14 protein-coding genes are annotated in these 23,755 nt (G+C 61.0%); 10 read left to right on the forward strand and 4 right to left on the reverse strand.

The features are described 5' to 3' along the window. Positions 1–268 (reverse strand): transposase (locus tag BR71_RS23780; protein WP_156039045.1); only part of this gene is annotated, 268 nt, incomplete at its 3' end. Between the two features lie 496 nt (positions 269–764). Here BR71_RS23780 and BR71_RS18790 point away from each other — a divergent pair. The 9 genes from BR71_RS18790 (at position 765) to BR71_RS18835 (ending at position 18,621) form a co-directional block, all read left to right on the forward strand. After that, positions 765–3,575: an ATP-binding protein gene (locus BR71_RS18790; protein ID WP_081862738.1), complete on the forward strand. Its 2,811-nt coding sequence runs from the start codon at positions 765–767 to the stop codon at positions 3,573–3,575. Positions 3,576–3,708: 133 nt separating this feature from the next. After that, complete coding sequence (locus BR71_RS18795) at positions 3,709–6,936, forward strand: hybrid sensor histidine kinase/response regulator (RefSeq protein ID WP_043641154.1); 3,228 nt, start codon at positions 3,709–3,711, stop codon at positions 6,934–6,936. Positions 6,937–7,026: 90 nt separating this feature from the next. Next, positions 7,027–7,680 (forward strand): response regulator, encoded by a 654-nt coding sequence (locus tag BR71_RS18800; protein ID WP_043641156.1) that lies wholly within the window; start codon positions 7,027–7,029, stop codon positions 7,678–7,680. A 691-nt stretch (positions 7,681–8,371) separates the two neighbouring features. Further along, a complete protein-coding gene (locus BR71_RS18810; RefSeq protein ID WP_043641161.1) occupies positions 8,372–8,956 on the forward strand; it encodes a fimbrial protein in 585 nt (194 codons plus the stop codon). 49 nt (positions 8,957–9,005) lie between these two features. Next, positions 9,006–9,737: a fimbria/pilus periplasmic chaperone gene (locus BR71_RS18815; RefSeq protein WP_256870453.1), complete on the forward strand. Its 732-nt coding sequence runs from the start codon at positions 9,006–9,008 to the stop codon at positions 9,735–9,737. An 89-nt stretch (positions 9,738–9,826) separates the two neighbouring features. Next, a complete protein-coding gene (locus BR71_RS18820; RefSeq protein ID WP_052370838.1) occupies positions 9,827–12,547 on the forward strand; it encodes a fimbria/pilus outer membrane usher protein in 2,721 nt (906 codons plus the stop codon). Positions 12,548–12,565: 18 nt separating this feature from the next. After that, a complete protein-coding gene (locus BR71_RS18825) occupies positions 12,566–14,263 on the forward strand; it encodes a ShlB/FhaC/HecB family hemolysin secretion/activation protein (protein ID WP_081862739.1) in 1,698 nt (565 codons plus the stop codon). Positions 14,264–14,334: 71 nt separating this feature from the next. Beyond that, on the forward strand, positions 14,335–17,397 hold the full coding sequence (locus tag BR71_RS18830) for a two-partner secretion domain-containing protein (RefSeq protein WP_043641165.1): 3,063 nt from the start codon (positions 14,335–14,337) through the stop codon (positions 17,395–17,397). Between the two features lie 108 nt (positions 17,398–17,505). Continuing rightward, positions 17,506–18,621: a fimbrial protein gene (locus BR71_RS18835; protein ID WP_043641167.1), complete on the forward strand. Its 1,116-nt coding sequence runs from the start codon at positions 17,506–17,508 to the stop codon at positions 18,619–18,621. Between the two features lie 68 nt (positions 18,622–18,689). On the opposite strand, the gene BR71_RS18840 is transcribed toward BR71_RS18835, so the two are convergent. From BR71_RS18840 to BR71_RS18850, 3 genes are all read right to left on the reverse strand, one after another. After that, positions 18,690–19,805: an alkene reductase gene (locus tag BR71_RS18840; RefSeq protein ID WP_043641169.1), complete on the reverse strand. Its 1,116-nt coding sequence runs from the start codon at positions 19,803–19,805 to the stop codon at positions 18,690–18,692. A gap of 69 nt (positions 19,806–19,874) precedes the next feature. Next, complete coding sequence (gene dkgB / locus BR71_RS18845) at positions 19,875–20,681, reverse strand: 2,5-didehydrogluconate reductase DkgB (protein ID WP_043641172.1); 807 nt, start codon at positions 20,679–20,681, stop codon at positions 19,875–19,877. Positions 20,682–20,825: 144 nt separating this feature from the next. Beyond that, positions 20,826–22,028 (reverse strand): MFS transporter, encoded by a 1,203-nt coding sequence (locus tag BR71_RS18850; protein ID WP_043641175.1) that lies wholly within the window; start codon positions 22,026–22,028, stop codon positions 20,826–20,828. A gap of 100 nt (positions 22,029–22,128) precedes the next feature. Between BR71_RS18850 and BR71_RS18855 the strand changes: the two genes are divergently transcribed. Continuing rightward, a complete protein-coding gene (locus BR71_RS18855) occupies positions 22,129–23,055 on the forward strand; it encodes a LysR family transcriptional regulator (protein WP_043641176.1) in 927 nt (308 codons plus the stop codon). The last annotated feature ends 700 nt before the right edge of the window (positions 23,056–23,755 follow it).

The following is a 23,755-nucleotide window of genomic DNA, read 5'->3' on the forward strand; positions in this document are numbered from 1 at the left end:
GTTGTATCAGCAGGGCTAGGTGTAGGCGGTCCCAAATGCCTAGCGCTTGCCAATCGCGCAGTCTTCGCCAGCAGGTCATACCGCTGCCAAAACCGAGTTCCTGTGGGAGGTCCTCCCAAGGAATGCCGGTAGTGAGAACAAACAAGATGCCGTTGAGGGCGGCAAAATCATCCAACCGCGGCCGCCCACCCCGGCGGGAACGCGGTGGTGGAGGAAGTAGTGGTTGCAATGACTTCCAGAGCTTCTGACTGACGACTTTCCGTTTCATCTTCGCCAAATGCGGGCATACGCATCTGACATCAAGAGGTTTTGTTAGCGGGTCTTAAAACACGCTCTCTAAGAGCCTGTTCAAAGTCTCGCGAACAAGGGCGAGACAAGGCGAAAACGACTGAGAAAGCATAATGCACGCGTGTTAGATGAGCATGTCGAAGCCGGTTTCAATATCCCTTTCTATCCATCCCGCCGACGCGCAGCAGATCGTAAACAGGTTCTAAATCGACAGGCGAAATCCAGAAGCAATCAAAACCTAGCTTATATATGAAAGTCGGGACATAGCGATCAGGCCAGCCTAACTGGAGAGTCATTTTCCACTAGGGGTCGACCAATCCGCTCACGGGTCAGGCAATATAAATTTCACCATGAACCATGCATAAAAATGACATACGCCTTACAGGCCAGACTGTTGATGTTTCGTACTTGAAAAATATTATTGCTTTCAGAAATGACTTATATTTCCCGGCAGCATACGCACTTACGATATTCCGATGGATATCAAGTGCTTAGTGCTTAGACCCTGGCCATCGCGGCTGTCTGCGGCCGCCAGCATTGTGTGGCTATTGGCTGGGGCCCTGCTTTTATGTGTCGCATGCATTTTGGCTATTTATCTAAATATCCAAATGAATCGCCATATCGCGGTCCAGCGTGTATCCATGAATGAAGCGGCTTACGCCGCCAAGGCTTTTTTCAATCGCCGCGTGGAATTCCTAAAAAATCTGGACAAGCCCGTCATAACCGGTTCAGAGCGGCCTCCAGGTTCATTGGACCACTTCAACCGGATAGGCGAACCTTCGCCTCCGCCCCGCTTGACCTTGTCCTTGAACGATCGGCTCCAGGCGGCCAACTTGGGCGTCAACCTGTTGTTGTTATTGCAAGGCAAGGATCAGTTGACCGTGCGCAGGCTGGAGAGCGGCTTTCCAATCGCGAAAGAAACGCCGGACGCCGTGCTCCGGCAGTTACGCGATAATCCGACGCCTCTGTACCAAAGCACCACGGTGTGGCTGTTCGATCCCAAAGATCCTCAGCGCCGCATTTACATAGCGCGGCCTTCCATCTCCCCCTCGTCGCTGGACAGCGGAGAACAAGCCTGGATGGTTTTGGAGTTCTTGGGACGAGACGTTCTGGCCAGCCAGCAGCCCTTTGCAGGCTATGAGTTCGCCTTGCTGGACGCCAATGAGCACGAGGTGGCCGCTTCAGCCGCGGCCTCTTCTGGGCGGGCGCAGGACATGTGGCAGCGTCTGTCCAACGCATTGCCTATTGTGTCCAGCGTTCAAACCCGATTCCCGCTTGGGCCTGACTGGGTACTGGCCTATCGCTACCCGGAATCGGCTCTCCTCAACGATATGCGCCATGCCTTGATGAAGTGCCTGGCCATTTTAAGCTGTGTTATCGCCGGGCTTGCTCTGGGCAGTCTATGCGTGCTGAACAGGTTTGTGCGTCCGGCGCTGCAACGGCTGCAACAGCATGCGGAAGCGGAAGCTTTTCTGCGTTCGGTATTCAACGCGGCTCCTGTGGCGCTTTGCGCGCTGCGAAGACGCAATGGTCAGGCCGTCCTGGAAAACCAGTTAGCTCGCGACTGGCTGCCCGCAATCGATCCGAATTGGAGATCGACGGAGTGGGTGGAGCGCGTCTTCCTGCGGGCCCGCCTGCAACAAGTCGGCGTTGTCAGCGAAGAGCTGGCCACTCTGGACGGCCGCCATTTGTTCGCCAGCCTCGTGCCCACTCGCTACCGAGGAGAGGAAGTGCTGCTGTGCGCGTTGAGCGATATCAGCTTGCGCAAGCAGGCCGAACTGGCGCTGGAGCACGCCAAGCAATTAGCCGATGCCGCCAACGCCGCCAAGACCGCGTTTATCGCCACCATGAGTCACGAAATCCGCACTCCACTGTACGGCGTGTTCGGCAACCTGGAGCTCTTCAAACACACCCGCCTGGATCCGCAACAGCAAGGCTATGTGCAGGCGATCCAAAGTTCCTCCACCACGCTGTTGGGGCTCATCAACGACGTCCTGGACCTTTCCAGAATAGAAGCGGGTCAATTGCGGCTGGAGATGGAAACATTCAATCTGTTTGAGCTGGCGCATGAGGTAGTGCACGGCTACGCCGCCTCCGCTCTGAACAAGGGCGTATTGATCTACGCTTGCGTCGACCCGCGTTTGAGCCTGCCCTTACGCGGCGACCCGCGCAAAGTACGACAGATTCTGAGCAATCTCCTTAGCAATGCGGTGAAGTTCACCGATAACGGCCGTATCGTCATGCGCTGCGGCTTGGTCAATGGAAACAACGGCAGTATCCGGGCCTCCATCCAGGTCGCGGATACCGGCATCGGGATTGCCGCCGAGGATCAGGCTTCTTTGTTCAAACTGTTTTTCCAGGTTGGCGAAGGTCGCCGCAGGGCCAACGGCACCGGCCTGGGCCTGCCGATCTGCCAGCAACTCGCCACCCTGATGGGAGGAGACATCACCGTAGTGAGCGAGCCGGGCCTGGGCAGCAGTTTCACTCTATGGCTGCCGCTGAAACCCCTGGCGGACAACCCTTCACGACAACGGCCTCTGAATCAGCAAGCCATCTACGTCAGCGCGCCAGTGCGAGAACTGGCCGATAGCCTATGCGACTGGCTGAACTTCCTCGGCGGCAGAGCGCTGGCCTGCGCAAGGGAAAACTTGCCGCGAGACAAGCTGTGCTTGGAAGTGCGCTTGGACATCGATCCGCACCGGCGAGCCAACTGGCCCGGACTGCGAATATGGCATGGCAACGAATCGTCGCGCTCTAGCGCCGAATGGGTCTCCTTATATGCTCCGACAGTGATCTTGGATACCGTGCTTTCCACGCTGGGGCTCGCCCCCGCTTCTGCCACAGGGGCCGGCGCCTCAACACTGGGCAACTTGAATCTCAGAGTCTTGGCGGTGGAAGACAACGACATTAATCGCATGGTTTTAAAGGAACAACTGGAAACCTTGGGCTGTCGCGTGCAGTTGGCCGCCAATGGCCAGGAAGCGCTGCAGCGATGGAATGTCCACGAATTTGATCTGGTGCTGACGGACATCAGCATGCCGCGGATGGACGGCCGGGAGTTGGCGCGTAGAATCCACCTGCAAGCGCCAGGCTTTTTGGTCGTGGGAACGACGGCCAGCACCTTAAAAGAAGAGACCCAACTTGCGCGCGAAGCCGGAATGGCCGCGGTAATCATCAAGCCAGTCAGTCTGTCCAACCTGTTTCGGTGCCTAAACTCATTGAAGCAGAGGAGGGAGTACGGCGAACGTTCCTCCCCAGGCTATCTCTCTTCCAGTGGCGTTGTCTGAGCGTCGGCCCAGCCGGCGCGATATCGCTTCAAGCCATAAAGCGGCCGCAGGCTGTTTTACGAAGCGACGCTGCCGGCACTTGCAAGCCAATCCAAACATAGACCCGCGCAAGATGTGTAAATGAAACGGAGTCATGGAAAATAATACGCAATCCATCGGTAAGTTGATCAGAACATCCTTACGGCTCAATGTGAGCCTGATCTTGGTCCTGTCCTTGGTTCTACTCGCCTTAACCGCCAGCTACTGGGCCGCGACCTTACTGCTGGATGAAAAACAGAATATGGCCCAAGTGCACTTCGCATGCGTGACCAACGGCATTCAAGAGCATGAAGCCTTCCTCAGCCGCGGTGCGCGGCGCAACTCCGACATCATGGGCAAACGGCTGGGTAAACTGCTGGATACGACACGCACCCCTATTGCGCGGACTGGCGATTACCTGATGGTGGAGGGGCGCAGCTCGCCGTATTCAATGCCGTTTACTCTGGGCTACCAAGCAGATCAGTGGCCAGAGCCGCCAAACGGCCTGTATGCCTTAGGGGCCTTAAGCGCGGATTACTACAGCACTTACTGGTCGCTGGCCAAAACCGAAGCCCCCCAAAGCTTTCTATTGGCCTTGGATGAAGCAACCAGCCTGGCGGTGCCGACGGTGGACAATACCGCAGCCGAAATGGCGCTGACCCATACCAATTTTGCAACAATTACCTCCGCCATCCGCCGGTTTTTACTGCAACAGCGGCATGACACCACCAAGGTCAAATGGGTAAGCGGGAAAAGCGCCCAAGGCCTCGATCCAGATACTCTTCTTGCCTATATTCCGGCCTATATCAGCGAAAAGTTTTGGAAAAAAGGCAGCCGCTCCCAAATCATGGCGGTTTCAACGCTGGAGATTCGAAATGTTTGCTGGGCCGGCACCAGCAAGCGCCGGGTATTTGACGGCATCAGTCTGATTGCGCCCGACGGACGGGTACTGTTAGGCCAAACCTATTCATTGCCCACGTTAAAAGCGGGACTGAATTTTAGCCAAGATGGCCTGTTGCTTTATTTTCCCGCCAAAACCAAGCCGAATTGGTCCGCGGTCTATCGAGTGCAATACAACCGTTTGCTCGCCCTGGCAAACTGGCACGTCCAAGTCTTTATGATCAGCTTGCTACTGCTGACTTTGAGCGGCGTGCTGGCGGTACGCTGGTATCGGCTTCGCGTATTGGCGCCGGCACAAGCCTCGCACCAAGCAGTACTGGAAAGCGAGGCCTTCAATCGCGTGGTAACGCAAACCGCGCCCACCGCCTTGTTTGTTCTGGAATTGCCTCTCCTCCAACCCTTGGTGGTCAATCCGCTAGCGTTGGAGTGGTTCGACCGAGAACGAGATTACCCGCAGCTGATAGCATTCTGGGGCGAAATAATAGACGGGAAAGATATCTCCAACCGCACCGCTTGTCTTCGCATTGGAAAGCGCTATCTGCAAGCCAGCTTTGCTCCAGCCCGTCACCGCGGCAAGAACGTCATAGTATGCTCTTTTAGCGATATTTCTCATTACAAAGCAAGCTCAATGGCGCTGGAGGCTGCAAAACGGGCGGCGGATAGCGCGAATGAAGCCAAAACCCAATTTCTGACTACCATCAGTCATGAAATTCGCACCCCGCTTTACGGCCTGCTGGGCACGATAGAAATTCTTGACATGACCCCGCTAAGCCCGCGTCAGCGCGCTTATTTGAGCACTATGCAAGACTCGTCTTCTCTGTTGTTGCAATTGATCAGCAATGTATTGGATGTTTCCAAGATTGAGTCCGGGCAAATGGCGCTGGAGTCGCAATCATTCTCCCCAGTCAGCCTTTCCGAGGAGGTTGTGCGCGCTTTTGCCGCCATGGCTAAAAACAAAAGACTACGCTTGTATTCCAATCTTGATGAGAGCGCCCCGGAGCTCGTATTGGGGGATGCCACGCGCATCCGCCAGATTTTAAATAACCTGCTCAGCAACAGCATCAAATTCACCGAGTCCGGCTGGATTGTATTGCGCCTGAAAGCCACCTCCTTGCCAAACGGCCGCGTCAATTTGGCCTGGCAAGTGACCGATACCGGCATCGGCATCACTCAGGAACAGCAAACCCGGCTGTTTGAGCCCTTCTATCAGGCTCAAGCCTTGCCTGGTTTGATTGCGGGAACAGGGCTAGGCTTATCGATCTGCCGGCAACTCAGTCAATTGATGGGAGGCTCGCTTCGAGTCGTCAGCGATCTGGGGTTGGGCAGCAGCTTCACCCTGTCCTTGGAACTGGAACAACAAGCGCCGCCGCCCACGCTAACGGACTACCCACTGAGCCAGACTACCGTGTTGCTGCGCGCTCATCTGAAAGAGCAGGGAGAAAGCCTGATGCGCTGGTTGACCCGACAGGGCGCCAGTACTCGCTGGCTGGACCCGATGGAGCCTGTGCCGGAAGATTCCGGATTGATTCTATTAGATCTGGACCCTGCCGATGAATGGCCTAGCCACCCACTGAGCACACGCGTCATCGCCACTCCGGAAGGGCCGCTGCAGGCGCAACTGCAGGGTGATAATTGGTTGGTGAACACCCATCATCTCAAAGGCATCCTGCAAGCGGTATGGCTGGCAAAACACGGTCTGCCCGGCGAGGCCCAGCCGGCGTCGGCCAGCGATACTTCTCCACTAGGATTGAACGTCTTGGTCGCCGAGGACAATCCAATCAACCAGCACATCTTGAAAGAGCAGCTGGAGTTGCTGGGTTGCCGCGCCAGTGTCGTGGGCAATGGCCATGAAGCCTTGAAACACTGGAATATGCGTCCGTATGATCTGGTGATGACCGATGTCAACATGCCGCAGATGAATGGGTACGAGCTAGCCATAGCCCTGCGGGCCCAAGGCGTGGACATTCCCATCATCGGCGTCACCGCGAATGCCATGCGGGTTGAGGAAGAAGCATGTCTGCGCGCGGGCATGGACGCCTGGCTGGTTAAGCCCATCAATTTGCACGGTTTGCGCACCGCATTAACGCGGCTAAGCCAAAAAGCTTTAGACAAGCCCGCTTTTCACTCTGCGCCCCCCATTCCCATCCCAGATGGATTGATAGTGCCAATGGCCATGCGCGAGCTATTTTTGCGAACCATGCGTACGGACCTAGACATGCTATTCACGGCGTCAATGGCCAGAAAACCCCATAAAGCTGCCAGCATACTGCATCGCATTAATGGCGCTCTGGCGGTAGTCAACGCGCAAACACTGATGAGCACCGGCCAAGCATTGGAAGCACAGCTCGCTGATTTATATGAATTAAATGATGAGAGCCTCGCCAAACTGGAACAATTTCAAAACCGTTTGAAGGCTGCTTTGCAACAACTAGCGGCTTCTTAAACAGTAACGGATGAGAAAAATCTCAATGATTTAAAAGCCCAGCTTATTGATAAAGAGATAGGCATTGGAATCAAATTCACTGGAAACACCATGAGCAAAATAAAAGTATTGATAGCCGATGATCATCCTATCGTTCTGATGGGCATTCGTGAAGAAGTGGAGCGCAATACACTGTTGGAAGTGGTGGGAGAAGCGCACAACTCTACTGAATTAGTCGAAACGTTGATTAACTTGCGGCAAAAAAATGAACTGCCTCATATAGTCATCGTTGATTACAGCATGCCCGGCGACACCAATTATGGCGACGGCATGAAATTGATAGAATATCTACTACGCCATTTCACCAATGTACGGCTTATCATTTATACAATGGTTTCCAACCACTTGATCGTTTCAAGCCTGCAAGATCTGGGCGTGACGGCAGTGGTTCTGAAAAGCCAACCCTTATCTGAGCTACGCCGCACGCTTGAGCAAGTGGTGAACAGAGGGTCGGCTCTTCCTCCCCCCAATAGGGGAAATATTGCTGAGGCAACAATAGGCAGCAAGGTGGAAAAATTATCCGCCAGGGAATTTGAAGTTTTACGTCACTTCGTGGCAGGCATGACGCTAAACCAAATAGCAAAAATGCTCAGCCGAAGCGAAAAAACCATTAGCGCTCAAAAAGTTTCCGGCATGAGAAAACTGGGCGCTCGAAGCGATCAGGACTTGATTACTCTCTGCTTGGAAATGGGGCTGTTTCGCTAAAACATGGCTAAGAGAGCCTGTTCAAAGTCTCGCGAGCCAGGGCGAAACAAGGCGAAAACGAGCGAAAAGCGGAATGGTCAAGTGGTGCAGCTTGTACTCACCGTGCGACGCTTCACGAAGCGCAGCGGACTTTGAACAGGCTCTGGGCGCCATCCCTCAGCTCCATACCTTGCACAAGCGCCTGAACCGCCCGCTCGGCACGCGGGCGGATCGCTTGCCCTCCATCGCCACTCCTGGCGCATCGCGCAATCGCGTGAAATAGCACGGTCTCGCCAATTCCGGCGACCTGACAGAAACCCGTCTTGCTCAATGGCGGGCCTCTCGGTTCCTGACCTGCGCTCGGGCCGCTGCCACACGCCGCCCTACTCATAAGCCGCCTCGATCGAGGGGCGGCGTTGGCGCGCCTTGGCTCAGATTTTCCGTGAGGCTTTGTTAACGCCTCTACGCCACGACTTCTTCACTTTCCTTTTTTTATTAAGAAATTCCTTATTCTGCGGCCCAATCCTCAGCTTTAAGAAACGCCTTATTCAATTGTACGAAACACCTACAGATAATGCCCTTACTGATTGGCGGATGTTTCCGTCATTGGCGACAGACCGCGGTGATTTGATGAAGCGGCCTGTCTCGCGGGCGGTGGTCAGGAAACATGGTCACGGCTTTGATTTAACTTAATTTAAGTGTGGAGTGTTTTATGAATAAACTGGCAATCATGGTTTCGCTGGCCTTGGGCGTGGGCATGGCCTCCCAGACGTTTGCCGCCAACCGCGGCGAGATCGTATTCAAAGGCAGCGTAGCCACCAGCACTTGCCTGATCGATGGTCAGGAAGACGGCTACAAAGTGGTGGACTTCAACAACCTGACGCCTGATCAGATCCCTACCGCCGGCAGCGCTGAAGTCCCGTTCAGCCTGACCGTTTCCGGCCAATCCGATGTGTGCAACGCCTCCCGCGTGCAGATCGCCTTCAACCCCAACAACCAGAACGTGAACAAAGAAACCGGCCGCCTGAAGCTGAGCGGACCGAGCGCCGCGTCCAACCTGGAAATCGAACTGTACAAAGGCTCTGGCGGCAGCGCGGTCAAGATTCCGCTGGGCTCCACCAATAGCGCGGACATGCCGAGCGCGGCCTTGGCTCCCGATGTTCCGACAACAGGCCAGCCAGTACAACGCTCCGCCAATATCCCCTTGTCGGCCAAGCTGCAGCGCGTCAACACCGGCACCGTGCCGGGCAGCGGCGCGGTATTCAGTCAGATCGACTATGTGCTGGCTTACCAATAATCGGCGTGTTTATCTGACTGTCAGCTAGGGAGGAGCGGCCATGGCATGGATGGCGCGCAAGTATGCGGGAATAGCGGCTGTGTGTGCTGTGGCGGCTTTTTGCTGGACGAGCGCCGTGGAAGCGGCGCTCGTGATCCGCGGGACGCGGATTATTTATCCCGCTCAGGAACGGGAAGTGAGCATCCAGCTGGAGAACAAGGGCAAGGACCCGATCCTGGTTCAGTCCTGGCTGGATTTGGGCGACGCCACCGTCGCGCCCAGCGATATTCAGGTGCCCTTCACCCTGTCGCCGCCGATTGTCCGCCTGGACGGCGACAAACGACAAGTTGTGCGCATGGTGTACAGCGGGGACGCTTTGCCGCCAGACCGCGAATCGGTGTTCTGGATCAACTTTCTGGAAGTTCCGCCCAAGGCGGCGGGGGACAACTACCTGCAATTTACCTACCGCACTCGGCTGAAAGTGTTTTTCCGGCCCCAGGCCTTGACGGGCGAGCCCGCGCTGGCGCCGAAAAAAATGCAATGGCGAGTGGTGACGGAAAACGGGCAGCGTTATCTGGAAGCCCAAAATCCCACGCCGTTCTTCGTCTCCCTGTTCCAGGCCAAGCTGGCCGCTGACGGCGCCAAACCGGTCGAGGTGGCGGTTGATATGGTGAAGCCTTTCTCCTCAGAACGGTTTTTGATCAAACGGCAAGCTCACGCCTTCAAGACTGGAGCCTTACTGCAATTTCAGGCCGTCAGCGACTTTGGCGGAACCATAGACGCGGAGGCACGGCTGCAATAAGTCCGGCGCGCGTTCCCAAGATTTCCATCCCCAACCGCCGACAAGGGCTCGCCCCTGCCGCGGCGGCACAGCGCAATACGAGGCACTTCATGATCGGCTTGAGCGTAAGCGACAAAGCCCGGGCGCGTGCGCCCAAAACCAAGCCTCTGGCTTGGTGGGCAGCGGGTGTGTTTGGCGGCATGCTGGCCGGCGCGGCACCCTCCGTTGGCGCGTCCGGCAATACGGGTACGGCCGATTTGCCCGACTCCGCCGAAGCCCACAGCGCCGCGCTGACCGCCATCCGGCAGCCCCCAGCCCCCGCCGCAGGCCATGCGCGCGGACTGGTGTTCGACTCCGCCTATCTGTTTACCGGGACGGGCGGGCCGCCGCTGGACCTCAGCCGCTTTGAGCAGGAAGGAAAAACCCCGCCGGGGACCTACCGTCTGGAAATCAGCGTCAATGGCCGCTGGCAGGGCATGGAAGACATCGAATTCGTCGAAACGGCATCCGGGACGGGGGCGCGCCCCTGCTTCCGCAGGGAGCAGTTGGAGCGGCTGGGCATCGATATGGACAAGGCCGCGCGAGGCCAAAGCGGGTCAGACGAGCTCAACCCCATGCCGGATGCCTTGTTCTGCGGCGATCTGGCGCAATACGTTCCAGGCGCCAGCGTCAATACCGACATGGCCGAGCAAAAACTATCCTTGCAAGTGCCGGCCATCTTCGTGCATTTCGCCTCCGCCAGCACCTACGTTGGCCCGGAAAAATGGGAAAACGGCGTCACCGCCGGCCTGCTCAACTACAACGTCAACCTGTACAGCAGCGAAAACCAGGGCAAGCGCTCCAATAGCGGCTACCTGGGCCTCAACGGCGGCCTGAACCTGGGCGCGTGGCGGCTGCGTCACAACGGTGCCTTGTCTTGGGGGACAGGACGCGCCGCTCGCTATCAAAGCGGCTCGGTCTATCTGCAAACCGATGTGCCGGCTTGGCGTTCGCAACTGGTGCTGGGCGAAACCGCCAGCAGCGGCGAGCTGTTCGACAGCCTGTCCTTCCGCGGCGTCCAGCTCAGCAGCGACGAACGCATGATGCCGGACACCCAGCGCAATTACGCGCCGGTGATTCACGGCACGGCACGGACCAACGCCAAAGTCAGCGTAAGCCAGCGCGGCTATCTGATCTATGAAACCACCGTGGCGCCCGGCGCCTTCACCATCAGCGACCTGCAGGCCAGCGGCGAAGGCGGCGACCTGCTAGTCAAAGTCACCGAGGCCGACGGCCAGGAATACACCAGCGTGGTGCCCTATGCGGCCACGCCGCAGCTTTTGCGCGGCGGAGTCCAGCGTTACAGCCTGATCGCCGGCCAGGTCAAGCAGCCCGGCCTGACAGACGACCCGCTGTTCGCCCAAGCCATTTACCAGCGCGGCCTGAACGGCATGTGGACGGCTTACGCCGGCGCGACGGCCTCCCAGGGGTACGCCTCGGGACTGTTTGGCGTGGCGGCCAATACCAGCGTCGGCGCTTTCGCCGCTGACCTGACCCGAGCCGAAAGCCGCTTGTCCGGCGACCGGCGCATCCAGGGCAACAGCCTTCGGCTGTCGTACAGCAAAAAGCTGAACAGCACCGGCACCAACTTCTCGCTTCTGGCCTATCGCTACTCCACCTCCGGTTATCTGAGCCTGATCGAGCGCATCATCGCGGAGGATCAATACCAGCGCCGGCGGACGCTGAACGCGATCGTGCGCCAGCGTCATCGCTTCGACGTCAACATCAGCCAGCAACTGGGCGGCGGCTCCTTGTACGCCAATGGCTCCATGCAACAGTTTTGGGGCAGCGACAGCAAGGAGGTCAACTTCTCGGTGGGTTACGGCGGCAACGTGGGCTCCGTCAGCTACACCCTCTCCGCCCAACGTGCGCGCAACCTGACCCAGGGCCAGACCACGCAGGCACGCAGCCGGACCACCTATGCGCTCAATGTAAGCGTTCCCCTGGGCGACAGCCGGCGTTTCCCCACCCTCAGCGGCTTCCTTTCCCATGACTCCGAAAGCGGCTTGCAAACCACCACCAGCCTGGCCGGCACGCTGGGCGACGACAACCGCGGCAGTTACTCCGTCTCCGCCAGTCATTCCGAACGCGGCGGCGGCAGCGGCAGCGCCGGCCTGGGATATCAGCTGCCTTACACGCAGTTGAACGCCAGCGTCAGCGCGGGCCGAGGCTACAACCAGTATTCCGCCAGCGCCGCCGGCGCCCTGGTGGCTCACCCCGGCGGCGTGACGCTGGCGCAGACATTGGGAGAAACCCTGGCCGTGGTGCGAGTGCCGGACGCGGAGGGCGCCTTGGTCGGAGCCGCTCGGGCGCGGGTGGACGCCCACGGCTACGCCGTGGTGCCCAGCCTGACGCCTTATCACCTCAACACCATAGAAGTGAATCCCAAAGGCATGCCGCTGGATGTGGAGCTGAAGCAATCCACCAGCAAAGGCCTGGCCCCGCGCGCGGGTTCCGTGGTGATGCTGTCCTACGCCACCGAAGTGGCGCGCGCCACCCTGATCGACAGCCGGATGCCGGGCGACAAGCCGCTGCCCTTCGGCGCCGCCGCGCGCAACGCCCGGGGCGACAACGTCGGCGTGGTAGGGCAAGGCGGCCGCCTCTTCGCCAAAGGCTTGGAGCCCAACGGCTGGCTCATCGTCGAATGGGGCGGCGCGCCGGAACAGCAATGCCGCATCGACTATCAACTGCCGGAAAAACGCGCCGGCCGCCAACAGCGCTACGACATGCTCGTCGCCCCCTGCCTGCCTCAGGCGCAGGCGGCGGCATCCACATCCCAGCCTTCGCCATAACGATAAATCGAAAAACAGATGAAGAACCCACTCCACCTCCCGTCCCGCGCGCCCAGATTCAAGCAGCGCGCCCATAGCCTGCTGTTAACAGCCGGCCTGGCTCTGGTTTGGAGCGCGCCCGGCCTGGCGCAACGACCGGACGCCGGCCAGTCCTTGCGCGACATTGAGTCGGCGCGGCCGCAACTGCTGCCAACCCCGGCGCCGCAGCTGGAGCTGACGCCGCCGGCCACCGAATCCCCAACCGCCGAGGACGCCGGCCCGCGCCTGCTGGTGACCGGTTTCCGCTTCAGCGGCAACAGCGTATTCCCTCAAGACACGCTGGCCCGGCAACTGCAAGCCTTGGCCGGCCAGGAACTCAGCCTGGCCGAACTCCACGCGGCGGCCAAGGGCATCACTCGCTTCTATCAGCAACATGGCTATCTGCTGGCCCAAGCCTATCTACCGCCTCAGGACGTCGAGGGCGGCTGGGTGCGCATCGACATTCAGGAAGGCCGTTACGACCAAGTGACGCTGGACAACGCCTCCGCCGTGCGCAACGAGGTGCTTCAGGCGCCGCTGCGCGCTTTGGCGGGCCAACTGGTGGAGCGCGACGCGCTGGACAGCGCCCTGTTGCGCTTGAATGACCTGCCCGGCGTCAAAGTGCGCTCCATCCTGCGGCCCGGCACCCAAGCCGGCAGCTCCGATCTGCTGGTGCAGGCCCTGCCTGGAGACCGGTTGAGCGGCAGCGTCGAACTCGACAACTACGGCAGCAAATACACCGGCGAATACCGGCTGGGCGGCAACCTCAACTTCAACAATCCTCTGGCGCTGGGCGATCAGCTCAGCCTGCGGGCAATGGGCAGCGACGGCCGCCAGCAATACCAACGCCTGTCCTATCAACTGCCGGTCGGCCCCTGGCTGACGCGGGTGGGCGCCGCTTACTCCAATATGGAATACCGTCTGGGACGGGACTTCACGGATCTGGAAGCCCACGGCAACGCCCGCATCCAAAGCGGATTTCTCTCCCAGCCGCTGTGGCGCGGCCGGAATGCCAGCGTCTACGCCCAACTGATGTATGACGACAAGCGGCTCAAAGACGATATCGACTTGACTGACAGCCGCAGCGCCAAACACGTGCGCCTATGGACCGCCATGCTCAGCGCCAACGGTCAGGACGGCTGGGGCGGCGGCGGCATCAGCCAGGCTTCTCTGGCCTACGGTTACGGTCGGCTCGGCATTGACAACCCGGTAGCGCGGAGCAACGACCGGCTGACCGCCGATACCCAAGGCCATTTCAGCAAGCTCAGCCTCAGCGCCGTCCGCCTGCAACGGCTCAGCCAACGCTTCAGCCTCTACGCTCAATTCAACGGCCAGTGGACGGACCGCAACCTGGATTCCTCGGAAAAAATCAGCTTGGGCGGCCCGTACGCGGTGCGCGCCTATCCGGCTGGCGACGCCAGCGGCGACCAAGGCTGGATAGGCAACCTGGAGCTGCGCTACGCCGCCTGGCCCGGCGTGGAAACCGCCTTGTTTTACGACTATGGCCTAACCCGCGCCAACAAGCGCGATTGGGGCGGTAGCAACCCCGTCCTGAGCCGCGCTGCGGCGGGGCTGGGCCTGAACTGGCTGCGCGACAGCCTGAGACTGAATGTGAGCGCGGCCTGGCGCGTCGGCAACGACGGCGGCCAGAACACGCGCAACCCCGCTATCTGGGCGCAGGCGACCTGGCAACTGTGACGTCGCCGCGCTGGATACCGCCTCCCTCACACGGGAGCCTGCATTTCGCTTATCAACAAGATGGAGTTGTCATGAATAAGAATTACGCTCTGATTTGGAATTCCCTGCGCCAGTGCTGGAGCGTTGGCAGCGAACTCAGCCGCGCTCGCGGCAAGCCGGGCAGCGGCAGCCGCCTGCTGGCGCGCAGCCTGCCGGCTCTGGCCCTGCTGCTGACGGCGCACGTCCAGGCGGCCAACTTGCCGGACGGCGGCAACATCAAGGCCGGCAACGGCAACATCCTGGTGTTCGACAACGGCAAGCAAATGTCCATCAATCAATCCAGCGACAAACTGGCGATCGACTGGAACAGCTTCAATATCGGCAACGGCCATAAAGTCACCTTCAACCAGCCCAACAGCGCCTCCATCGCCCTCAACCGCGTGGTGGGCGTGGACGGCAGCAACATCATGGGGCAGTTGAACGCCAACGGCCGCGTGTTCCTGGTCAACCCCAACGGCGTGCTGTTCGGCAAAACCGCGCAAGTCAACGTGGGCGGCCTGGTCGCCTCCACTCAGGACCTCTCGGTTGAACGCTTCATGGCCGGCAACTACCGTTTTGAAGGCAACTCCGCGGCGGAAGTCTCCAACCAGGGCACCCTCGCAGCCCAAAATGGCGGCGCCGTGGCGCTGCTAGGGGCGCGCGTCAGCAATACCGGCGTGATCCAGGCCAACCTGGGCAAAGTGGCCCTGGCCGGCGGCAAGGCCTTCACCTTGAACTTCGACGGCTCCGGCCTCGTGAACCTGCAAGTGGATGAAGCGGCGATCAACGCCGAAGTGCGCAACGGCAACCTGTTGCGCGCCGACGGCGGAGAGGTGCTGATGACCGCCCGCGCCAGCAACACCCTCCTGAGCAACGTCGTCAACAACACCGGCGTGATCGAAGCCCGCACCCTGCAAAACCGCGCCGGCAAGATCGTGCTGGACGCCGGCGACAATCAGCGCGTCAACGTGGCCGGCACGCTTAACGCCAGCGCTCAAGGCAGCTTCCTGGGCGACGGCGGCCAGATCGAAGTCAAAGGCAAGGCCGTGACCGTTGCACTGGCCACCAACGTGACCACCGCGGCCAGCAACGGCCGCACCGGCACGTGGAAAGTCAGCGCCGAGCAACTGGACCTCAGCCCCTCCGCCTCTACTCCGGTATCCAGCGGCCTCTACAGCGACACCGTCTCGCGCAACCTGGCCAACACCAATATCGAGCTGGTCAGCACTCAAGGCGACCTCAACGCCAACGGCAAGATCAATTGGTCCAGCGGCAACAAGCTGACGCTGCGCTCCGACCGGCAAAACGTCAATCTGAACGCCGACCTCAACGCCAGCGGCGCAGGCGCCGCGGTGAATCTGAGCGCCCAAAAGCAGGTCATGCTCAACGCCAACCTCAGCCTGAGCGGAGCCGGCGCCTCCCTGGCGCTCAACCACGAAGACACCACCGGCCAAGGCCGCGTGGTCGCCGCCGGCAAGCGCGTCACCCTGTCCGGCAAGGGCGCCGGCTTCGAATCCAACGGCAAGCGTTACACCGTGATCCAGGACGTGGCCCAACTGCAAGCCGTCAACACCAATCTGAACGGCCTCTATGTGCTGGGCAACGCCATCGACGGCTACGGGCGCGTGTTCAACTCCATAGGCGGCAACGGCGGCGCGGCGTTCTCCGGCGTGTTCGACGGCCTGGGCAACAACATCACCCGCCTGAACATCCAGAACGCCGGCCCGGCGCTGGGCTTGTTCGCCAACAACGCCGGCGTTATCGGCAACGTCAACCTGATCAACAGCTCCGTAACCGGCTACGCCAACTACACCGGCCGCGTCGAAATCGGCAGCCTGGTGGGCCGCAACACGGGCACCGTCCACAACGCCACCAGCAACGCCACCGTCAACGCCTACGGCAGCCCGATGAACATCGTCGGCGGCCTGATCGGCGCCAATACCGGCGACGTGTTCAACTCCGCCTATACCGGCAACGTCTACGGCAACGGCTACACCCAAGTGCTGGGCGGCCTGGTGGGGGAAAACCGCGGCGTCATCCATGCCTCCCGCACCGATGCCCGCGTGTACGCCTACTACATGCCGCGCAATGAGATCGGCAGCGGCGGCGTGGGCGGCCTGGTCGGCCTCAACAACGGCGGTACAATCAGCGGCTCCAGCGCCGCCGGGGCTATCGACGCCCGCGCCGGCGTCAATGTCGGCGGCCTGGTGGGCTACACCAAAGGCGGCCGGATTATCGACTCCCAAGCCAGCAACAGCGTATACGCCACCTACGACAGCCGCATCGGCGGCCTGGTGGGCCACAACGAAGGCGGTCAGATCGTGAAATCCAGCGCCAGCGGCAAGATCACCGGCGTGGGCAGCTCCGCCATTGGCGGCCTGGTGGGCCTTAACCAACGCGGAGAGCTGGAAGACGTCAGCGCCACCGGCGCGGTGTACGACACCTCCGGCGCCAGCCTGGGCGGCCTGATCGGCACCAACAACGGCGGCAACATCCGCACAGCGGAAGCGCGCGGCGCGGTGACCGGCGGCCATAACAGCCGCGTGGGCGGCCTGATAGGCAGCAACAACAGCGGCAACGTCAGCTATGCGCGCGCCAGCGGCAAAGTCAGCGGCTGGACCAATAGCCAAGTAGGCGGCCTGGTGGGCTACAACGGCGGCAACCTGGAATCCGTGGATGCTTCCGGCGACGTTTCCGGCGGCAACACCAGCCGCGTCGGCGGCCTGGTGGGCGTCAACAGCAATAGCGAAAACGCCGGCCGCATCACCACCGCCCAAGCCACCGGCAATGTGCGCGGCGAATACCGCAGCATCGTCGGCGGCCTGGTAGGGCTCAATCAGAGCGAAATCCAGAGCTCCGTGGCCAGCGGCGCGGTCAGCGGCGGCGTGGAAAGCATCCTGGGCGGCCTGGTGGGCATGAACGAAGACGGCGGCACCGTCGACTACTCCACCGCCAGCAGCAAGGTCAACTTCGTCAATGGCTGGCGCCAGACCTATGGCGGCCTGGTGGGTTGGAACTACGGCCTGATGCGCGCCAATGAAGTAACGGGCAATGCGCTGCTGGTGCCGCTGTACGGCGTCAACCAGGGCACCATCTCGTCTTACTACTACTTCTAAGCCCCGCCCGGCCGTCGGTCTATCCGGCGGCCTGACCAGGCTGTAATCCGGTTCGCGCCGCCTCCGCTGGAGCGGCGCGGACCGTCATCAGTTCCCAAGGAAGGAAAAATGGCCCACGCAATCCGCTCCACTCCACAAGCGCGGCTTATCCGGCGCGCATGCGCGGCCTGCCTGACCGCCCTTTTGCTTAGCCATGGCGTCACAGCCCACGCGGCGGCGGCGCGCAACTGCACTCTCGCCAACACCACGCCCGGCCCCTGGAACGGCTTGAGCGGCAGCGCCATCACCATTACCGCCGACACCCCGCCGGGCACCGTGCTGGCCAAGCGCGGCATTGCCGTGCGCGGGGAATATCAAGGCCAGGCCGTCGGACCGGACATCGTTCGCATCCACGGCGCCTGGACCAACGGCAACGGCGGCCAGCTTGGGCTCCATGAAACCATGCCCACCAATATCGCCGGCATCGGTTTGCGCTGGAGCTACCGAGCAGAGAACGGGGAGCCCTCTCTGCCGTACGACCCCACTATGGAGCGCGTGTTGACCTCGAAACTCGCCGAATCCACGAGTGGCGGCGCATTCGACACCCTAACCTTGCAGCTGTACCAGGAACTGATCTTGACCGGTCCCACGCCGGGCGGCACCGTGGGGAACGTGCCCGGCGCCGGCGCCTCCTTCTACATTGACGCCACCCGCAACGGCAACGTAACAAGAGATTGTTACCAGCAGGCCTCTTTTGGCGAGCTGTTGAACATCAACGTGCCCGTGGCCAACACCTGCGAACTACAGACCGCCAACGTCATCGTCCGGATGGGACAGTACACCCCGGCGGACTTCCCCGCCTTGGGCCGGCCATCCACCCGAGCGCCCCAGCAATTCTCGCTGCAACTCAGCAAATGCGCGGCGCAAGCCCGGCCCAAGATTCAATTCAGCGACGCCAACCAGCCCGGCAATATCAGCCGGCTGCTCAGCATCAACGCCAATCCCGAAGAGGGCGTCGCCGCGGCCCAAGGCCTGAAGCTGCAACTGAGCCGGAGTCTGGCCGGCGCGGAAAGCGACATCATCACGTTTGGGCCGGAAAACGATGCCGGCACGCCCAGCTTCGACATGGGTTCGCCCCTGGACGGAATGGTCAGCATGCCGCTGTTCGCCCACTATGTACGCACCGGCAATGTCACCGCCGGCCACGCCAATGCCAAGGCCGTCTTCATCATCACCTACCCCTGAGCCCGCACCATGGAGCGGGTCAAGGAGAACAGAACAGCCATTCAGCGCCGTCCTCGCGGACGGCTGGCTCAAGCCAATGACTCGGCCAGCGCCGGATAGTCTGTCAGCCCATGCGCGCCGCCGCCAAACAAGGTTGCGCGGTCATGCGTCGCCAACGGCGCGCCGGTGCGCAAACGCTCAGGCAGATCCGGGTTGGCGACGAAGGGCCGGCCGAAGGCGATCAGATCGGCCCAGCCGGCGGCAATCGCCTCGCGCGCCCGCTCCGCGGTGTACTTGCCCGCGTAGATCAGCACGCCGGGAAAAGCCGCGCGCAGCTTTTGCTTGAAAGCCAGCGGCATCAGCGGCGCGTCGTCCCAGTCCGCTTCCGCGATATGCAGATAGCCGACTCCCAGCTCGCCTAGCAGCTTGGCGGCGGCCAAGTAGGTGGTTTCCGGATCGTCGTCTACGCAACCGTTCGCCGTGGTCAACGGCGCCAGCCGGATACCCACGCGCGACGCGTCGCCGCAGCCGTCGATCAAGGCCTGAGCGACTTCACCGAGAAAACGCAGGCGCTTAGGCAACGAGCCGCCGTATTCGTCGGTGCGGGTATTGGCGTTCGAATCGATGAACTGATTCACCAGATAGCCGTTGGCGCCGTGCAGTTCCACGCCGTCAAAACCCGCCGCCATCGCGTTGCGGGCGGCGGCGCGATATTGCTCCACCACCTCGCCAATCTCGGCCACGCTCAAGGCGCGCGGCGCCGAGGCCTGGACGAAGCCCGGCGTGCGGCCGTCTTCGCCGGCGATGAACACCTTAACCCCGACGGCCTGGATCGCCGACGACGACACCGGCTGCTCGCCGCCAAGCAAGCTGCTGTGGCTGAGCCGGCCAACATGCCAGAGCTGAGCGAAAATGCGGCCGCCGGCCGCGTGCACCGCCTCGGTCGTCTTGCGCCAGCCGGCCACTTGCGCCGGAGTATGAATGCCCGGCGTCCACGCATAGCCCTTGGCCAGCGGCGCGATATGGGCGCCCTCGCCCACGATCAAGCCGGCGCCGGCCCGCTGAGCGTAATACGCGGCCATCAGTTCATTGGCCTCGTCGCCTGGCTGGCTGGCGCGCGAACGCGTCATCGGCGGCATCACGATGCGGTTGGGCAGCGTCAGCGCGCCAAGCCGCAGTGTTTGAAACAAAGGATCATGGTTCATGCGGTATCTCCGGTTTCCGTCGCGGCCTGCCGGCCGCGGCGGCATTGATTCAAATGCGGCGCGGCGCGCTCAGTCCCACTGCGGCGCCAGGCCGGCGGGGTCCACCTGGCGGCCGTTGCGCTCCAACGCGGCGATCCGCGCCATGTCCTCCTCGCTCAGGCGCAGGCGCTGCGCCAGCAGATTGCTGGCCAGGTTCTCTCGCTTGGTGGACGACGGAATCACCGAATAGCCAAGCTGCAGCGCCCAAGCCAGCGCCACCTGGGCCGGCGTGGCCTGGTGCCGCTGCGCAATGGCGGCGATCACCGGATCGCCTAGCACCTTGCCGTAGGCGAGCGTCATGTAGGACGTGACGTGAATGCCTTGGCCCTGCAGGAAGTCCACCAGCTTGCGGCTTTGCAGATAGGGGCTCAGCTCGATCTGGTTGGTTGCAATCTCCTCCTTGCCCACGGAGGCGATCGCCTGACGGGTCAGCTCGATATTGAAGTTGGACACGCCGATACGGCGGGTCAGGCCCCTGGCCTTGGCCTCGGCCAGCGCGGTCATGAACTCCTCGACCGACACGCCATTGCCCGGCGCCGGCCAGTGGATCAGCGTCAGATCGACATAATCGGTGCGCAGTTTGGCCAGGCTCTCCTCAAGGCTGGGCAACAGCTTGTCCTTGGCGTAGTGGTCGACCCAGATCTTGGTGGTCAAAAACAGCTCGTCGCGGCGCACGCCGGAAGCGGCGATCGCGGCACCGACTTCCGCCTCGTTACCGTAAATCTGCGCGGTGTCTATGGCGCGGTAGCCTAACTCCAAGCCATTGCTAACCGAGTCGATGACAAGCTGATCTTGCAAGCGGAACGTGCCTAGGCCAAAAGCGGGAATGGTGTTCATGATGCGTTCTCCATAAAAAAGTAGTGGGCGGCTAAGTCGATAACAGGGTTGTGCCCATCCCGCCCATGCGAAAAACAGCAATAAGCGCTTGCCGGCAAACAGCGGCAGCGGAGCAGGTGTCGTCATGCGGGCGGCGGGCAACGCTCAATACGCCGGTTCAGCGGCTTCGGCGGTGCGCGCGGGCAGGCCGTCGCGCTGGTCCAGCGCGCCGCTCCAAGCGGTCAACGCGAAAGCACCCAGCGTCACTGCCGCCGCAATCCACGGCGTATGAACCAGGCCGATGCGTTCCACAATCAGCCCGCCCAGCGAGGAACCGCCGGCAACGCCGAGATTAAAGGCGGCGATATTGAAGCCCGACGCGATGTCCGCCGCTTCCGGCGCGAAATGCCGCGCCTGCTTGACGACGTAGACTTGCAGGCCGGGCACATTGCCGAAGGCGACGGCGCCCCAGGCCAGCATCGTCAGCACCGCCAACCCGGCGAAGTGAACGGTGAAGGTCAAGGCCAGCAACACCAGCGCCAGCAGCAGGAAAATCCGCTTCAACGCCTTGACCGGACCGGCGCGGTCCGCCAGCTTGCCGCCCCAGACATTGCCGAAGGCGACCGATACGCCGTAGCCAACCAACACCAAGCTGATCTGAGCCGGGGTGAAGCCGGCAATCTGCTCCAGCAGCGGCGCCATATAGGTGAAAGCGATCAGCGAGCCGCCGTAGCCCACCGCCGTCATTGCGTAGACCAACAGCAGCCGCGGCTGGGCCAGCACGCGCAACTGCCGCGCCAGCGGCGCCGGCTCCGTCTGCGCGATACGGCGCGGCATGAAGATCAGGGAGCCAACCAAGGCGACGAGGCCGAACAGCGCGACGACCAGGAAAGTAGCCCGCCAGCCAAAGTGTTGGCCGATGAAGGTGCCGAGCGGGATGCCGGCGACAAAGGCCACGGTCATGCCGCTGAACATGGTTGCAATCGCGCTGGCGGCCTTGTCCTTGGGCACCAGCGTGGTGGCGATGACGGAGCCGACCGAGAAGAACACGCCGTGGGCGAGGCCGGTGAGAATGCGCGCGACGATCAGCGACTCATAGCCGGGCGAGCGCCAGGCGACCAGATTGCCAACGGTAAACAACGCCATCAGCGCGGCCAACAGCGTCTTGCGCGGCACGCGGCCGGTCAGCGCGGTCAACAACGGCGCGCCGATGGCGACGCTGAGCGCGTAGAGACTGACCAGCAAACCGGCGGAGGGCAGGCTCACCTGAAGGTCGGACGCGATGGTTGGGATCAGCCCGACAATGACGAATTCGGTCGTCCCGATAGCGAAGGCGCTAATGGTCAGCGCAAGTAGAGCAAGTGGCATGTTTGAATCCATGGTCCTTAAGGAATGGATGCAGTGTGCCCGCTTTACTTTTGCGCAAAAACCAGCTTATAAACGAAATTATCTTGAATTAAATTCAACAATGAAAGTCACGCTAGACGAACTTCAGGCCTTCGTCGCCGTGGTCGACACCGGCTCCATCACCGCCGCGGCCCAGCAACTGGAGCTCACCGTCTCGGCCACCAGCCGCTCGCTGGCCCGGCTGGAAGATAAGCTGAAGACCACGCTGCTGCGCCGGACCACGCGCCGCCTGGAGCTGACCGAGGAAGGCCGCGCCTTCCTGCACAACGCCCGCGCCATCATCGAATCGGTGGACAACGCCGAGGAGCAAATGTTGGCGCGGCGCGAACAGCCGTCCGGGCGGCTGCGGGTCGATGCCGCCACCCCCTTCATGCTGCACGTGATCGTGCCGCTGGTGCGCGCCTACCGCGAGCGCTACCCGCAAGTGGCGCTGGAATTGAACAGCAATGAAGGCATCATCGACCTGCTGGAACGCCGCACCGACGTGGCGATCCGCATCGGCCGGCTGAAGGACTCGACGCTGCACAGCCGCCTGATCGGCCATAGCCGGCTGCGCATTCTCGCCAGCCCGGCTTATCTGGAAGCCCACGGTCAGCCGCACGATGTCCAAGCGCTGAGCCGGCACGCGCTGCTGGGCTTCAATCAGCCCGAGACGCTGAACAACTGGCCGCTGCTCGGCGCCGACGGCGAGACCTACCGGATTGAACCGGCGGTACGGACCTCTAGCGGAGAGACGCTGCGTCAGCTTGCGCTGAACGGCGCCGGCATCGTCTGCCTGTCGGATTTCATGACCGAGCAAGACCGCGAATCCGGCCGTCTGGTCCAAATCCTCATACCGGACACCCTGGACATGCGCCAGCCGGTCCAGGCCGTCTATTACCGCAACACCGCGGTATCGTCGCGGATCGCCTCCTTCATCGACCACCTGATCCAGTCGCTCAACAACAAGACGCCCGCAGAGCGGGCGAGGCGATGGGCCGATAAATAACTCCCGCTCAAGAGACTTTAGCGCAGCTGAAGCGGTTCAAAGCGTGACGACGGCGGAACGGATACGGCGAGCAAGATGAAAGCTGAGGATAAGCAGGCAGTTTGGCCAAGACAGGCTTACGGTCACTGTGCCGTTAAGCGTTTCTTGACCAGAAATAAAGCATTAACTGGCCAATGTGCGATTACGCCTACAGTAAATGGGACCCAAACACAGATAGTTTTTATCCGGACCAACCGCCAGCCTGAGCACCCGACAACCATATCTTGGCCAATCGACACGAAATAAAGCAATTCGTGGCCAAAAAAACTGCCAGAAAATATTGGCACATTTTGAGAAAATTGCTCCCATGCCAGTTTTCTCTGGCCACCGCTCACACCCGGGGCAGCTAACCTCAGATGTCTGATTTCTATTCGATTGACTTGGCAAAACAAGGGAATAATGTCTGAAAAGTGTCTTATTGCGCCGGGTATAGTCTGAATTTTGTCTGATTCTGGCGGGGGCAACGGAACATCATTGGCGGTGCCTGAATGGACCATCGTGCCGGAGTCATCATGGTGCCATACGGATGCCTCCGTCCCGCAAGGATGCCAAATGGTTTAGACCCGCTAACAAAACCTGTCGATAAATCGCAGACAGATCAATGAGAAAGCCAGCTTGAGTAAGGCGTAATGCGTATCCAGCCGCCGTTCGAAGCGGATGC

It is taken from the genome of Chromobacterium haemolyticum DSM 19808, assembly GCF_000711885.1.
GTDB lineage: Bacteria > Pseudomonadota > Gammaproteobacteria > Burkholderiales > Chromobacteriaceae > Chromobacterium > Chromobacterium haemolyticum.